Genomic DNA, 13999 nt, shown 5'->3' with positions numbered 1-13999 from the left:
GCGCCCCGGGGGCCCAGCCCGCCCAGCGCTGGGTAACGGGCGGTGGGTGGGAAACCCCCGGGGTTCGGGGCGCAGCCCCGAGGGGTGCCCGGGTCTCGGGGGGCATCCCGGTCCCGGGTGGAACGTGGGTGGGTGAACCTCCCCAGGGGTCAAATCGACCGGCCCCGCGCAGCGGGTGGATTGAGTGAACCCCGCGCACGAAAGCCCCCCGCGCCTAACACCTACGCCGCCGCCCGCAGCTCATCCTCCGACCGGCCCCGGCGCCAATACCCCACGAACGTCACCCGCCCCCGGTCCACCCCGCGCTCCCCCACGAAGTGTCGTCTCAGCGAACGGACTTGGGAGGCCTCGCCCGCGATCCAGACGTACGGGGAGGCACCGGGCAGGGGCGCGGAGTCGATCGCGTCCAGGGCGGAGGCGGAGGCTCCCGGCAGCCACGTCACCTCCGCGTCCGCCGCCGTCGGCAACGGCATCGCGTCCCCGGCGGACGGCACCGTGATCCAGACCCGGGCCGGCATGCCGGAGGGGAGCCATTCGAGGATGGCCGCCGCGGCCGGCAGCGCCGTCTCGTCGGCCCAGATGACGACGGAGTCGGTCCCGGCCGGCGGTCGGAAACGTACCGCCGTGTTGTCCGCGACGGCCGGGCCGAGGACCGTAACCCGGGCGCCCGGCCGCGCGGAGCCCGCCCAGCGGCACGCGGGCCCGCCGTCGTCGTGCAGTGCGAAGTCGATGTCGAGTTCGCACGCCCCGTCAGGATCGCGGCGCTGCGCGCGGACCGTGTACGAGCGCATGACGGCCCGTACGTCGTCGGGCAGCGCGCGGTACGCGCCCCACCAGCCCTCCGCGTCATCGGTGGGCGGCAGGACGGGCGCCTCCTGGCCGGGGTGTGGCAGGAAGAGGGACAGGCTCTGGTCGCGGCCTCCGGCGGCGAACGACGAGAGGTCCTCGTCGCCGAAGCCGCCGAAGGTGACCCGCATCAGTGACGGGCCGAGCCGCCGGGCCCGTACCACGCGCAGATCGAAGAGGCGGAAGGGGGCAGTGGCGTTCTCGGCCGGTGCGGGCATCGTCAGGCGACCTTCTTCGCGTTCTCGATGGCCTTGGCGAGCGCGTCGACGATGGGCGCGACGCGCGCATAGGAGTAGATCGGCTCGGTCAGGCGCGGCACGACCTGGTTGGCCTTGACGGCGGGCAGCTGCCCCCACGTCGGCTTGTTGCCGAGGTCGCCCGGCTGCAGGGTGCCGGTGCGGTTGTCCATGAGGATCAGGTCCGCCGGGTACTTGGCGACGTTCTCCCAGCTGAGCGATTCGAAGAAGCCCTGCGAGTCGACCTTCGGGGTGACGAACTGGACGCCCAGCTCCTGGAAGTACCGGGTGTCGCAGCTCCGCTTGGCCTCGGAGACGTAGAACAGGTCCGGGCTCGCCGAGCCGAGCAGCACCCGGATCCCGGGGTTCGCCTTCGCGGCGGCGCGCAGCCGGGCGGAGGCCTTCTCGAAGGCGGCCTTCGCGTCGGTGACCTTCTTCGCGTTGACGTCGGCGCCAAGGGACTTGGCGAGGTCCGCGCGGCGCTGAAGGGCCGCGGGCATGCTCTGGTCGGCCGCCCAGAGGGCCACGCTCGGCGCCAGCGTGAGGATCTTGTCCTTGCTGTTGTCCGGCACGTACCAGAGGACGTCCTTCTGCCACATGTCCGTGATCAGCACGTCGGGCTGGAGCGCCGCGTACTTCTCGACGCTGAACTCGCCGTAGGTGTTGCCGATGATCTCGACCTTGCTGATGTCGAGGTCTCCGGCCTGCACATCGGCCTTGCCGTCCTTCGTCCTGGTCGGCCCGAAGACGCCCTTGACCTGGATCCCGTAGTCGAACAGGGCGGCCGCGGTGCCGGTGTAGGCGACGATGTTCTTGGGCAGCGCCTTGGTCTCGGCGGTCTTCCCGCGGTCGTCCTTGAACGACCAGGGCCCGGACTTGGCCGTCTTGCCGCTGTCCGCCGAGCCGCTCTTCTTGTCGCCACCGCCGCAGGCGGTCAGCGCGGCGCCGATGCCGATCGCGCCGCCCATGGCCAGCAGGCCGCGACGGGTGGGCAGGGACGCTCGGGCGAGGGGCATGACGGTGTCCGCTTTCATACGTACGTGCCGGGGACCGGCCACTGGCTGGTTGCGAAGATAGGTTAGCCTAACCTCATTGCCTGTCCAGTGGCTGGTTCTGACGTCCGGCCCCGAGCGGCCCTCCGCACAACCCTCCGGGGAGCGCTACGCGCCGAACTCGGCGCGGCACGCGTCGAGCCCCGCGATCCGTACGGCCACCGTGCGACGGCGCTCCCACTCCGCGCGCTCCAGGCGCAGCCGTTGCAGGGTGACCGGGCGGTCCCGTACGACGGCGGTCGTGAGGCCGTTGTCCCGGTAGCCGAGGCGCCGCGAGACGCCGAGGGAGCGCGGGTTGTCGGTCATCGCGGCAGAGGTCGCGGCGTGGGCGCCGAGCCCGGCGAACGCCAAGTGCAGGGCGGCCACCCGCATTTCGGTGCCGATTCCCTGGCCCTGATGGGCCAGACCCAGCCAGGAGCCCGTCTCCGCCTCGCGGGTCACGGCGTAGGAGCTCGCCATCAGGTCCTGGCGGCCCACCACCTTGCCCTCGTGCAGTACGGCGAGGCTCAGATGCCAGTCGCCGGGGGACCAGTTCGCGATGGTGGCGAGCACGTGCTGGTAGACGGCGCGGCCGCGGTCGGCGGGGGAGCCGTCGGTCCAGGGGAAGGTGAACGGCATGCGGTCCGGCGCGTGGACGCCGTCCGCCGCCACCTGGGCGAGCTCGGACAGCAACTCCGTGTCGGGCAGGCGCAGTTCGAGACGGGGGGTGCGTATGCGAAGGCCGTGCAGCGGCCACCAGGCGTGGGGTTCCATGGGCCGACTCTGCCGGGCGGCTCCCGCCCTGTCGATCGAATTGGCCGAGGCGACGCGCTACCGCCCCAGCAGCGACGCCTGCCGGGCCAGCGGCGCGTACGTGAACCGCACCTTGTGCGAGGGGCTCGGCTCATACGTCCGCAGGCAGGCCGCGCAGTGCCAGTGCCAGCGGTCGGCGGCGCCCGGCGCCGTGGCCGAGGTGTCCTTCCACAGCGGTGGACGGTTCGCGCAGCTGGGGCAGTTCGGCGGGTTCACCCTGACAGGGTGCGGCCCCGGGCACCCGAGGGCGGGGACGACGCGAGCGTCACCACTCCTTCGAGGGACCCGGGGCGCAGGGGCCAGGTCCTTCGGGGACCTGGGGCCGCAAAGGTCAGGAAGAGAGCCCCAGTTCACGCGCGATCAGCATCCGCTGCACCTCGCTCGTGCCCTCGCCGATCTCCAGGATCTTGGAGTCGCGCCACATGCGGGCCACCGGGTACTCGTTCATGAAGCCGTAGCCGCCGAAGATCTGCGTGCCCTCGCGGGCGTTGTCGACCGCCACCGTCGAGGAGTACAGCTTCGCGAGCGCCGCCTCCTTCTTGAACGGCTCGCCGTGCACCAGGCGGGACGCGGCGTCGCGCCAGCCGACCCGCGCCATGTGGGCCCGCAGCTCCATGTCGGCGATCTTGAACTGGATGGCCTGGTTGTCGCCGATCGGCCGGCCGAAGGCGTGCCGCTCCTTCGCGTACTTCACCGACTCGTCCACACAGCCCTGCGCCAGGCCCGTCGCGAGCGCCGAGATCGCGATGCGGCCCTCGTCCAGGATGCGCAGGAACTGGGCGTACCCGCGGCCCTCTTCGCCGAGCAGGTTCGCCACCGGGACGCGGACGTCCGAGAAGGCCAGCTCGCGGGTGTCCGAGGCGTTCCAGCCGACCTTCGAGTACGGGGCCGCGACCGTGAAGCCCGGGGTGCCCGACGGGACGATGATCGAGGAGATCAGCGGGCGGCCGTCCTCCTTGCGGCCGGTGACCGCGGTGACGGTGACCAGGCCCGTGATGTCCGTACCGGAGTTGGTGATGAAGCACTTCGAGCCGTTGATGACCCACTCGTCGCCGTCGCGCACCGCCGTGGTCCGGGTGCCGCCCGCGTCCGAGCCGCAGTCCGGCTCGGTCAGGCCGAACGCGCCCAGCATCTCCCCGGAGCAGAGCTTCGGCAGCCACTGACGCTTCTGCTCCTCCGTGCCGAACCGGAAGACCGGCATCGCGCCCAGCGAGACGCCCGCCTCCAGGGTGATGGCCACCGACGAGTCGACGCGGGCCAGCTCCTCCAGGGCGATGCCGAGCGCGAGGTAGTCGCCGCCCATGCCCCCGTACTCCTCGGGGAACGGCAGCCCGAACAGGCCCATGCGGCCCATCTCGCGGATGATCTCGTACGGGAACTCGTGGCGCTCGTAGAAGTCGCCGATCTTCGGGGCGACGACGTCGTGGGCGAACTCCTCGACGGTACGACGGAGTTCCTCGTGCTCGGGGGTGAGGCGGTGGTCGAGGGGCATGGCTACGACTCCTGGTGGGAGAGGGCACGTACGGTGCGGGAGGGGCTGGGGCGGCCCAGCTGGTCGGCCATCCACACGCTGGTGGCGGTGAGCCGGCCGAGGTCGACCCCGGTGTCGATACCGAGGCCCTGGAGCATCCACACGAGGTCTTCGGTGGCGAGGTTTCCGGTCGCGGACTTGGCGTAGGGGCAGCCGCCGAGGCCGCCGGCCGAGGCGTCCACGGTGCTCACGCCGTGCTGGAGGGCGGCGAGCGTGTTGGACAGGGCCTGGCCGTAGGTGTCGTGGAAGTGCACCCCGATGGCGCTGGTGCGCACGCCCTCCTCGTTGAGCTCGGCGAGCAGCGTCTGCACGTGGGCGGGCGTGGCCACGCCGATGGTGTCGCCCAGGCTCAGCTCGTCGCAGCCCATGTCCATCAGGGCCTTGGCGACCCGTACGACCTGGTGGACCGGCACCGCGCCTTCCCACGGGTCGCCGAAGCACATCGACAGATAGCCCCGCACATGGGCGCGGTCGGCCTTGGCGCGGGCGACGACCGGCTCGAACATGGCGAGCGACTCGTCGACCGTGCGGTTCAGATTGGCCTTGGCGAAGGACTCGGTGGCGCTGGCGAACACCGCGATCCGGTGGGCGCCGAGCGCGAGCGCCCGGTCCAGACCCCGCTCGTTCGGCACGAGGACGGGGAGGGCGACGCCCGACAGATCGCCGAGCAGCGGGAACAGCTGCTCCGCGTCGGCGAGTTGGGGCACCCATTTGGGGTGCACGAAGCTCGTCGCCTCGATGGTGGTCAGGCCCGCCGCGGCCAGGCGGTGCACGAACTCCGCCTTGACCTCGGTCGGCACGACCGACTTCTCGTTCTGCAGCCCGTCGCGCGCCCCCACCTCGTGGATGCGGACGTGGGCCGGGAGGTCCTGCGCCGGAACGACCATGGGGAGGGTCATGAGGTCTTCTCCTCGGGGATCTCCTGGACCGTCTCCTGCGCGGCGGGTGTGACGACGGCCAGGACCTGGTCCATGGCCACGGTCGAGCCGGGGGTGACGTCGAGCTCGGTGACCGTGCCCGCGTGCGGGGCGGAGATGACGTGCTCCATCTTCATCGCCTCGACCACCAACAGGCTCTGCCCGGCGTCGACTTCGTCGCCGACCGCCACCTTGACGACGGTGACCGTGCCCGGCATGGGCGCGGCCAGGGTGTCGGCGCCGCCGTGCACCTTGCCGCTCAAGGCCGCCTCGACGGGGTCGTGGTCGGTGACGTGCCAGCTGTCGCCGTCCCGGCCGAGCCAGCTTCCGGCCCGGTGGAAGGTGTGGGTGACGCCGTCGAGCTCGACGGTGACCCGGTCCCGCTCGACCCGGCCGGACCCCGAGGCCCGCACCGGCTCGTTGCCGGGCACCTTCAGCCAGTGGGCGAGCGGTGCGGGTTCGCCGCCCATCCGCCACCCGCTCGGCACCGAGAACGGGTCGGTCCAGCCGTCGACCGGGGCGGGCCGCAGCGCGTCGAGCCGTACCGCCGCGGCAGCCGCGTACACCTCGTCCGGTACGCCGTCCGGGACCAGCGAATCCGCCTCGCGCTCCACCAGGCCGGTGTCCAACTCGCCCGCCACCACGGCCGGATGGGCCAGCAGGCGGCGCAGGAACCCCGCGTTGGTGGGCACGCCGAGCGTCACCGTGTCGGCGAGCGCCGCGCGCAGCTTGCGCAGCGCGGTCGCCCGGTCGGGCCCGTACGCGATGACCTTGGACAGCATCGGGTCGTACAGGCTGCCGACCTCGGTGCCCTCGCTCAGGCCCGAGTCCGTACGGACTCCGTCGCCCTGCGGCTCGCGCAGGCTCAGGACCCGACCGCCGGAGGGCAGGAAGCCGCGGGAAGGGTCCTCGGCGCAGATGCGGGCCTCGATGGCGTGGCCGGTGAGGGTGATGTCCTTCTGCTCGTACGGGAGTCGCTCGCCCGCGGCCACCCTGAGCTGCCACTCCACGAGGTCGATGCCGCCCCCGGCGGCAGCCGGACCAGCGGATACGACCAGTTCGGTCACCGGGTGCTCGACCTGGAGGCGGGTGTTCATCTCCATGAAGTAGTACGAGGACGGGTCTTTGCCCGGGACGATGAACTCGACCGTGCCCGCGCCCGAGTAGCCGCACGAGCGGGCCGCCTGGACGGCCGCCTCGCCCATCGCGGCGCGGGTCGCCTCGTCGAGCAGGACGCTGGGCGCCTCCTCGATGATCTTCTGGTGGCGGCGCTGGAGCGAGCACTCGCGCTCGCCGAGGTGGACCACGTTGCCGTGGCCGTCGGCCAGGACCTGGATCTCGATGTGGCGCGGCCGGTCGATCCACCGCTCCACGAGCAGGGTGTCGTCGCCGAAGGAGGCGCGGGCCTCGCGGCGGGCGGCCGCGATCTCGTCGCCCAGCAGCGTCTCGTCGCGGACCAGACGCATGCCCTTGCCGCCGCCGCCCGCGCTCGGCTTGAGCAGCACGGGCATGCCGATCTCCCGTGCCGCGTCGGCCAGTTGACTGTCCGTCAGGCCGCTGCCCGAGGAGCCCGGCACGACCGGAACCCCGGCCGCCTGCACGGTCTCCTTGGCGCGGATCTTGTCGCCCATCAGGGAGATCGCCTCGGCGGGCGGCCCGATGAAGACCAGGCCGGCCTCGGCGCAGGCCTGGGCGAACGCCGCGTTCTCCGCGAGGAAGCCGTAGCCCGGGTGGACGGCCTGGGCGCCGGTGCGCAGCGCCGCCTCGACGATCCGCTCGGGGCGCAGATAGCTCTCGGACGCCGCCGCGGGGCCGATGCGTACCGCCGTGTCCGCCTCCCGGACGTGGCGCGCGTCGGCGTCCGCGTCGGAGAAGACGGCGACCGCGCGGATGCCGAGCCCGCGCAGCGTGCGGATGACGCGGACCGCGATCTCGCCCCGGTTGGCGACGAGCACGGTCGTGAACATGGGAGCCATGGGAGCCCTCACCGTAGAAGTCGACATGAACGTCGTCATATCCGTCACGTCCGTCACATCCGGAAGACGCCGAAGGCGGGGTCGGCGAGCGGGGCGTTGGCGCAGGCGGTCAGGGCCAGGCCCAGGACCTGGCGGGTGTCGACCGGGTCGATCACCCCGTCGTCCCAGAGCCGGGCGGTCGCGTAGTAGGCGTTGCCCTGCGTCTCGTACTGCTCGCGGATGGGAGCCTTGAAGGCCTCCTCGTCCTCGGCGCTCCAGTCGTCGCCCAACTGGTCGCGCTTGACGGTCGCGAGAACCGAGGCGGCCTGCTCGCCGCCCATCACCGAGATCTTGGCGTTGGGCCACATCCACAGGAAGCGGGGGCTGTAGGCCCGGCCGCACATCGAGTAGTTGCCCGCGCCGTACGAGCCGCCGACGACGACGGTCAGCTTCGGCACGCGCGTGCAGGCGACCGCCGTCACCATCTTCGCGCCGTGCTTGGCGATGCCGCCCGCCTCGTAGTCACGGCCGACCATGAAGCCCGAGATGTTCTGAAGGAACACCAGCGGGATGCCGCGCTGGTCGCACAGCTCGATGAAATGGGCGCCCTTCTGGGCGGATTCGGAGAACAGGATGCCGTTGTTGGCGACGATCCCGACCGGGTGGCCGTGGATCCGGGCGAACCCGGTGACCAGCGTCTGCCCGAACTCCGACTTGAACTCCTGGAAGCGCGAACCGTCGACGACCCGGGCGATCACTTCCCGTACGTCGTAGGGCGTGCGCGAGTCGACGGGCACCGCGCCGTACAGGCCGAACGGGTCGGCCTTCGGCTCCTCGGCCGGCTCCACCGACCAGGGCAGCGGGCCGCGGTCGGGAAGCGTGGCCACGATGTTGCGGACGATCCTCAGCGCGTGCGCGTCGTCCTCGGCCAGGTGGTCGGTGACGCCCGAGACGCGCGAGTGCACCTCGCCGCCGCCGAGCTCCTCGGCCGTGACGACCTCGCCGGTCGCCGCCTTCACCAGCGGGGGGCCGCCCAGGAAGATCGTGCCCTGATTGCGGACGATCACGGCCTCGTCGCTCATCGCCGGGACGTACGCCCCGCCGGCCGTGCAGGATCCGAGCACGGCGGCGATCTGCGGAATCCCGGCACCCGACATCCGGGCCTGGTTGTAGAAGATCCGCCCGAAGTGCTCGCGGTCGGGGAAGACCTCGTCCTGCATCGGCAGGAACGCGCCGCCCGAGTCGACCAGGTAGAGGCAGGGGAGGCGGTTTTCGAGCGCCACCTCCTGGGCCCGCAGGTGCTTCTTCACCGTCATCGGGTAGTACGTGCCGCCCTTGACCGTGGCGTCGTTGGCGACGATCACGCACTCGCGGCCGCTGACCCGGCCGATCCCGGCGATCACCCCGGCGGCCGGCGCCTGCCCGCCGTACATGCCCTCGGCGGCCAGCGGGGCCAGCTCAAGGAAGGGCGAGCCGGGGTCGAGGAGGGTGTCCACGCGGTCCCTCGGCAGCAGTTTGCCGCGCGCGACATGCCGCTCGCGGGACCGCTCACCCCCGCCGAGCCGGGCCGCGGCGAGCTTCGCCCGCAGCTCCTCGCCGAGCGCGCGGTGCGCCGCCTCGTTGGCCCGCCAGGCCTCGGAGGCGGGATCTGCCGCACTCCCCAGGACCGGTGCCTGCTGCATCGTGTCGAGCCCCCTTGCCCGTACGCGGCGACGTCAACGGATGTTAATGACCGTTAACTCGTTTCCCTCAGGTTAACGAGCGCTAACCGCATTGTCTAGAATGAATTCCCATGAGCACCCGTACCGACGCCCCTACCCGCCGCGAGCAGATCCTGCGCGAGGCCGCCCGCCTCTTCGCCGAGCGCGGTTTCCACGGCGTCGGCGTCGACGAGATAGGGGCCGCCGTCGGCATCAGCGGCCCCGGTCTGTACCGGCACTTCGCGGGCAAGGACGCGATGCTGGCCGAGCTGCTCGTCGGCATCAGCGGGCGGCTGTACGACGGCGGGCGCAAGCGGGTCACCGAGGCCGCGGGCGACCCCGAGCGCCTGCTCGGCGCGCTCATCGACGGGCACATCGACTTCGCCCTCGACGACCGGGCGCTGATCACCCTGCACGACCGCGAGCTCGACCGGCTCCGCGACAGCGACCGCAAGCTGGTGCGCCAGCTCCAGCGGCAGTACGTCGAGCTGTGGGTCGGCGTCGTGCGCGAGCTGTACCCGCCGGTGCCCGAGGCGGAGGTGCGCGGGGCGGTGCACGCGGTGTTCGGCCTGCTCAACTCGACGCCCCACCTGGGCACTTACGGCAGTGGGCTGCCCGGCCGCGCGGCCACCGAGGCGTTGCTGCGCCGCCTGGCGCACGGGGCCTTCGCCTCCCTGGACGCGCTCTGAGCCTCTTCCGCCGCTCCCCGAAGCCGCGTCCGGTGCGCGGGACGGACCGGCCGGGGGCGGCGCGGGCGGGGCAGAATGGCCGCATGCCGATACCCAGCCGTGCCGCCCTCGTCGACCACCTAGTCCGCACCCGTATCGCCGGTGACGTCGCGACCCCCCGCGACAACAACCTCTCCCACTACCGCAAGCTCGCCAACGGCGACCGCCACTACTGGCTGGGCCTGGAGCTGGGGGACCGCTGGAGCGACGAGCAGGACGTGCTTGCCGTCATGGCCGAGCGCTGCGGGGTCCTCGACGACCCGGGGCACCGCACCGGCCAGGACACCATCGATCCCGAGCTGACGGTGGACGCCCTGGACCGCATGGCGGCGCGGCTGCGCAAGGCCGCGGCCGGGCGGGAGCGGGTGCTGTTCGCGACCGGGCACCCGGGCGCGCTCATCGACGTGCACAGCCGTACCGCCGCCGGGCTGCGGGCGGCGGGCTGCGAGATCGTACGGATCCCCGGCGGGCTCACCGCCGACGAGGGGTACGTCGTCCAGTTCGCGGACGTGGCCGTCTTCGAGCGGGGTGCGTCCTTGTGGCACACCCACTCGCCGGAGCCCATGCGGGCGATCCTGGACGCGCTGGAAACCCCGCCGGACCTCGTGGTCGCGGACCACGGGTGGGCGGGGTGCGCGGGGCAGCGGGGGGTGGACTCGATGGGGTACGCGGACTCCAACGACCCCGCGCTGTTCCTGGCGGAGGCGGAGGGGACGCTCCAGGTGACGGTCCCCCTGGACGACCACGTCCTGGACCCGCGCTTCTACGAGCCGATGACGGCGTATCTCCTGGACGCGGCGGGCCTGGAGGCCTGACCCCGCCGGTGCTGCGCCTGTGCCCCCGGGCCCCGGCTCCGAGCGGGGTCGTGCGGCGCGTCAGCGCGGGACGCGGACCACGCCCTCCTGGATGACCGTGATCGCGAGGCGGCCGTCCTGCGTGTAGATCCGGGCCTGGCCCAGGCCCCGCCCGCCGGACGCCGACGGGGACTCCTGGTCGTACAGGAGCCATTCGTCGGCGCGGAAGGGGCGGTGGAACCACATGGCGTGGTCCAGCGAGGCGCCCACCACGTCGCCGACCGCCCAGCCGCCGCGCCCGTGGGCGAGCAGCACCGAGTCGAGCAGCGTCATGTCGGAGACGTACGTCGCCAGGCACACGTGCAGGAGCGGGTCGTCGGCCAGCTTGCCGTTGGTGCGGAACCACACCTGCGAGCGCGGCTCGCGCGGGGTGCCGACGGTGCCCCACGGCGGCACGTCCACGTACCGCAGGTCGACGGCCGCGCGGGCCTCCAGCATGCGGTCCACCACGCCCTCGTCGAGGAAGGCGTCCGCGTAGCGCGGCAGCATCTCGGCGGCCGTCGGCAGCGACTCCGGGTCCGGCGCCGGCGGCATGTCGGCCTGGTGCTCCATGCCCTCCTCGTACGTCTGGAACGACGCGGAGAGGTGGAAGATCGGCTGGCCGTGCTGGATGGCGACGACGCGGCGGGTGGTGAAGGAGGCGCCGTCCCGGATGCGGTCGACGGTGTAGACGATCGGCGCGCCGGGGTCCCCCATGCGCAGGAAGTACGCGTGGAGGGAGTGCGCCATCCGGTCCGCGGGGACGGTGCGGCCCGCGGCGACCAGCGCCTGGGCCGCGACCTGGCCGCCGAAGACGCGCGGCACGACCGCCGAGCGGGACCGGCCGCGGAAGATGTCCTCCTCGATCCGCTCAAGGTCGAGCAGATCGAGGAGGCTCTCAAGTGCCTGATGCATGAAGGTAGTTGTACAGGTCGGTCGGTGGCCGGCCCCTACAGACCCATGTCCTTGGCAATGATCGACTTCATGATCTCGCTGGTGCCGCCGTAGATCCGGTTCACCCGGTTGTCGGCGTACAGACGGGCGATCGGGTACTCGTTCATGAAGCCGTAGCCGCCGTGCAGCTGGAGGCAGCGGTCGATGACGCGGTGCGCGACCTCGGTGCAGAACAGCTTCGCGGACGCGGCCTCGGCCGGGGTCAGCTCGCCCGCGTCCAGGGCTTCGAGCGCGCGGTCGGCGACCGCCTCGGCGGCGTCCACCTCGGCCTGGCAGGCGGCCAGCTCGAACTTGGTGTTCTGGAACGAGGCGACCGGCTTGCCGAAGACGGTGCGGTCCTGCACGTACTCCTTGGCGAACCGGACGGCCGCCTTGGCCTGCGCGTACGCGCCGAACGCGATGCCCCAGCGCTCGGAGGCGAGGTTGTGGCCGAGGTAGTAGAAGCCCTTGTTCTCCTCGCCGAGCAGGTCCTCGACGGGCACCTTCACGTCGACGAACGCGAGCTCGGCGGTGTCGGAGGTCTTCAGGCCGAGCTTGTCGAGCTTGCGGCCGATCGAGTAGCCCTCGGACTTGGTGTCCACCGCGAAGAGCGAGATGCCGTGGCGGCGGTCCTCGGCGGAGGGGGCGTCCGTGCGGGCGCAGACGATCACGCGGTCGGCGTGCACGCCGCCCGTGATGAAGGTCTTGGAGCCGTTGAGGACGTAGTGCGAGCCGTCCTCGGACAGCTTGGCGGTGGTCTTCATGCCCGCGAGGTCGGAGCCGGTGCCCGGCTCGGTCATCGCCAGCGCCCACATCTCCTCGCCGGAGACGAACTTCGGCAGGAAGCGCTTCCTCTGCTCGTCGGTGGCGAGCATCTTGATGTACGGCAGGCCGAGCAGCACGTGCACGCCGGAGCCGCCGAACTGGACGCCCGCGCGGGCCGTCTCCTCGTACATGACGGCCTCGAACTTGTACGAGTCGATGCCAGCGCCGCCGAACTCCTCGTCCACGCGGATGCCGAAGATGCCGAGCTCGGCGAGCTTGTAGTAGAACTCGCGCGGCACGATGCCCTGCGCGAACCACTCGTCGTAGACCGGGACGACCTCGGCCTCGATGAAGGCGCGCAGGGTCTCCCGGAACGCCTCGTGGTCTTCGTTGAATACCGTACGGCGCACGGACGCCCTCCTCGGCTCGCAAATTTGGCTAAGCGCTTGCTCAGGTTGAAATACGAAGTTACCCGGCAGTCACCGGCACTGTCCAGAGTGAGACTCAGCACTTCTGAGCGCCAGCCAGAGCTCGGTGCGCACGTCCATGTCGTCGAGATCGACGCCGAGCAGCGCCGCCGCGCGGCCGATCCGCTGGCGCACGGTGTTGCGGTGCACCCCCAGCGCGACGGCGCTGCGGTCCCAACTGCCGTGCAACGAGAGCCAGGTGCGCAGGGTGGTGCGCAAGGGGTCGCTGAGCGGGGCGAGCATGTGGTGTGCGTACGCGGCGGCCTCCTCCGGGTTCATCAGCGCCCCGAATCCGGCGGGGCGGTGCCGGGTCAGGGGGGTGCGGGTCGCTTCCGCGCGCTCCAGGGCCCGGGCGGCCTGGGTGTCGGCGACGGCCAGCCCGTCGAGCCCGGCCGGTGCGCTGACGCCGAGGGTCCAGCCGGGGTGCGTCGTGACCTCGCGGTCGGCGGGTACGAGGGCTCGTACGTGCTGCTCGCCCGCGTCGACCAGGGGAGTCCCGAGCTCGGGCGGGGCCCCTTGCCCCCGGGCGTGCACGACGACCCACGGCCCCTCGCCGAGCAGCGGTTCGGCCTCCTCGGGGGCGCCACCGAGGAGGAGTCGCACCAGTGCGGCCGAACGGGCGGCTTCGTCCGCGCCCTGCCGCTCGGCGGTGAGCAGGGTGAGGAGTACGGCCGCGACGCCGGCGATGGTGTGGTCGCCGGGGGCGCGGTGGGGAGTGGCGAGGGCGAGCACGCGGGGCCCTGCGAGGGCGTAGGCGGCGAGGTGGGTGCCGCCGAGGGTGTCGGTAGCGGTGAGTGCATGCGCCTTCGGTGGACTTTCCCCACCCCGCCCCTTCCCGAGACCCTCCGGGGGTGAGAGTGGGCTGATGTCCGTTGCCGGGGGCGCTGCCCCCGGGCCCCCGCTCCTCAAACGCCGGAGAGGCTGGAATTCCGACGGGCTGTCCGTCGGCTGCGAGCCGGTGGGTGCGCTGGGGGCTCCGCCCCCAGACCCCCGCTCCTCAAACGCCGGAGGGGCTGAAGGCGGCCGGACATCCAGCCCCTGCGGCGTTTGAGCAGCGGGGTCCGGGGCGGAGCCCCGTGTCCACCGGCCGACAGCCGGATCACCATCCGCCGGAGGCTTTCGGGAAGGGGCGGGGTGGGGAAAGTCCGCCGGAGGCGCCACCACCCGCACCAACCCCGGCAGCGCCCCCCACGCCGGGGCCGACGGCTCACCCCCCGCCGCATCCAGCACCGACCCCTCCGGGG

The 13999-nt window shown here is 72.2% G+C and carries 13 protein-coding genes; 2 read left to right on the top strand and 11 right to left on the bottom strand.

All coding sequences use genetic code 11. The annotated features are described in order from the left end of the window. Window positions 1-221: 221 nt before the first annotated feature. The 8 genes from ADK54_RS06370 to ADK54_RS06335 form a co-directional block, all read right to left on the bottom strand. The gene (locus ADK54_RS06370) at window positions 222-1064 is read right to left on the bottom strand and encodes a siderophore-interacting protein (RefSeq protein WP_053724539.1); all 843 of its coding nucleotides are present in this window, start codon (window positions 1062-1064) and stop codon (window positions 222-224) included. A 2-nt stretch (window positions 1065-1066) separates the two neighbouring features. Continuing rightward, window positions 1067-2098: an ABC transporter substrate-binding protein gene (locus ADK54_RS06365; protein WP_053724542.1), complete on the bottom strand. Its 1032-nt coding sequence runs from the start codon at window positions 2096-2098 to the stop codon at window positions 1067-1069. A 144-nt stretch (window positions 2099-2242) separates the two neighbouring features. Beyond that, window positions 2243-2887, bottom strand: a complete 645-nt coding sequence (locus tag ADK54_RS06360; RefSeq protein WP_199826883.1) for a GNAT family N-acetyltransferase — start codon at window positions 2885-2887, stop codon at window positions 2243-2245. Between the two features lie 57 nt (window positions 2888-2944). Continuing rightward, window positions 2945-3142: a hypothetical protein gene (locus tag ADK54_RS06355; RefSeq protein ID WP_053724538.1), complete on the bottom strand. Its 198-nt coding sequence runs from the start codon at window positions 3140-3142 to the stop codon at window positions 2945-2947. Between the two features lie 115 nt (window positions 3143-3257). Next, entirely contained in the window at window positions 3258-4418 is a 1161-nt protein-coding gene (locus ADK54_RS06350; protein WP_053724537.1) for an acyl-CoA dehydrogenase family protein, read from the bottom strand. A gap of 2 nt (window positions 4419-4420) precedes the next feature. Next, the gene (locus tag ADK54_RS06345) at window positions 4421-5356 is read right to left on the bottom strand and encodes a hydroxymethylglutaryl-CoA lyase (RefSeq protein WP_053724536.1); all 936 of its coding nucleotides are present in this window, start codon (window positions 5354-5356) and stop codon (window positions 4421-4423) included. Next, the gene (locus ADK54_RS06340; RefSeq protein WP_053724540.1) at window positions 5353-7341 is read right to left on the bottom strand and encodes a biotin carboxylase N-terminal domain-containing protein; all 1989 of its coding nucleotides are present in this window, start codon (window positions 7339-7341) and stop codon (window positions 5353-5355) included. The genes ADK54_RS06345 and ADK54_RS06340 overlap by 4 nt, the downstream gene beginning before the upstream one ends. 62 nt (window positions 7342-7403) lie before the next feature. After that, the gene (locus ADK54_RS06335) at window positions 7404-9011 is read right to left on the bottom strand and encodes a carboxyl transferase domain-containing protein (protein ID WP_053724535.1); all 1608 of its coding nucleotides are present in this window, start codon (window positions 9009-9011) and stop codon (window positions 7404-7406) included. Window positions 9012-9121: 110 nt separating this feature from the next. Here ADK54_RS06335 and ADK54_RS06330 point away from each other — a divergent pair, with 110 nt between their 5' ends. Both ADK54_RS06330 and ADK54_RS06325 read left to right on the top strand, forming a co-directional pair. Further along, a complete protein-coding gene (locus tag ADK54_RS06330; protein ID WP_053724534.1) occupies window positions 9122-9718 on the top strand; it encodes a TetR/AcrR family transcriptional regulator in 597 nt (198 codons plus the stop codon). 83 nt (window positions 9719-9801) lie between these two features. Further along, complete coding sequence (locus ADK54_RS06325; protein WP_053724533.1) at window positions 9802-10572, top strand: phosphatase; 771 nt, start codon at window positions 9802-9804, stop codon at window positions 10570-10572. A 60-nt stretch (window positions 10573-10632) separates the two neighbouring features. Here ADK54_RS06325 and tesB read toward each other — a convergent pair whose 3' ends face one another. The 3 genes from tesB to ADK54_RS47285 all read right to left on the bottom strand — a co-directional run bounded on the left by tesB (window position 10633) and on the right by ADK54_RS47285 (window position 13487). After that, window positions 10633-11505 (bottom strand): acyl-CoA thioesterase II, encoded by an 873-nt coding sequence (gene tesB, locus ADK54_RS06320; protein ID WP_053724532.1) that lies wholly within the window; start codon window positions 11503-11505, stop codon window positions 10633-10635. Window positions 11506-11540: 35 nt separating this feature from the next. Continuing rightward, on the bottom strand, window positions 11541-12698 hold the full coding sequence (locus tag ADK54_RS06315; RefSeq protein ID WP_053724531.1) for an acyl-CoA dehydrogenase family protein: 1158 nt from the start codon (window positions 12696-12698) through the stop codon (window positions 11541-11543). Window positions 12699-12767: 69 nt separating this feature from the next. Continuing rightward, on the bottom strand, window positions 12768-13487 hold the full coding sequence (locus ADK54_RS47285; protein WP_420717265.1) for a PucR family transcriptional regulator: 720 nt from the start codon (window positions 13485-13487) through the stop codon (window positions 12768-12770). Window positions 13488-13999 lie beyond the last annotated feature (512 nt).

Origin of the sequence: Streptomyces sp. WM6378 (assembly GCF_001279695.1) — a bacterium.
Lineage (GTDB): Bacteria > Actinomycetota > Actinomycetes > Streptomycetales > Streptomycetaceae > Streptomyces.
The sequence above is the reverse complement of the archived record's forward strand: the minus strand, read 5'-3'. Positions and strand labels throughout refer to the sequence as shown.

Coding starts and splice junctions, on each gene's coding strand:
- ADK54_RS06370 (WP_053724539.1), bottom strand. CDS start 1,064: ATGCCCGCACCGGCCGAGAACGCCACTGCCCCCTTCCGCCTCTTCGAT.
- ADK54_RS06365 (WP_053724542.1), bottom strand. CDS start 2,098: ATGCCCCTCGCCCGAGCGTCCCTGCCCACCCGTCGCGGCCTGCTGGCC.
- ADK54_RS06360 (WP_199826883.1), bottom strand. CDS start 2,887: ATGGAACCCCACGCCTGGTGGCCGCTGCACGGCCTTCGCATACGCACC.
- ADK54_RS06350 (WP_053724537.1), bottom strand. CDS start 4,418: ATGCCCCTCGACCACCGCCTCACCCCCGAGCACGAGGAACTCCGTCGT.
- ADK54_RS06345 (WP_053724536.1), bottom strand. CDS start 5,356: ATGACCCTCCCCATGGTCGTTCCGGCGCAGGACCTCCCGGCCCACGTC.
- ADK54_RS06340 (WP_053724540.1), bottom strand. CDS start 7,341: ATGTTCACGACCGTGCTCGTCGCCAACCGGGGCGAGATCGCGGTCCGC.
- ADK54_RS06335 (WP_053724535.1), bottom strand. CDS start 9,011: ATGCAGCAGGCACCGGTCCTGGGGAGTGCGGCAGATCCCGCCTCCGAG.
- ADK54_RS06330 (WP_053724534.1), top strand. CDS start 9,122: ATGAGCACCCGTACCGACGCCCCTACCCGCCGCGAGCAGATCCTGCGC.
- ADK54_RS06325 (WP_053724533.1), top strand. CDS start 9,802: ATGCCGATACCCAGCCGTGCCGCCCTCGTCGACCACCTAGTCCGCACC.
- tesB (WP_053724532.1), bottom strand. CDS start 11,505: ATGCATCAGGCACTTGAGAGCCTCCTCGATCTGCTCGACCTTGAGCGG.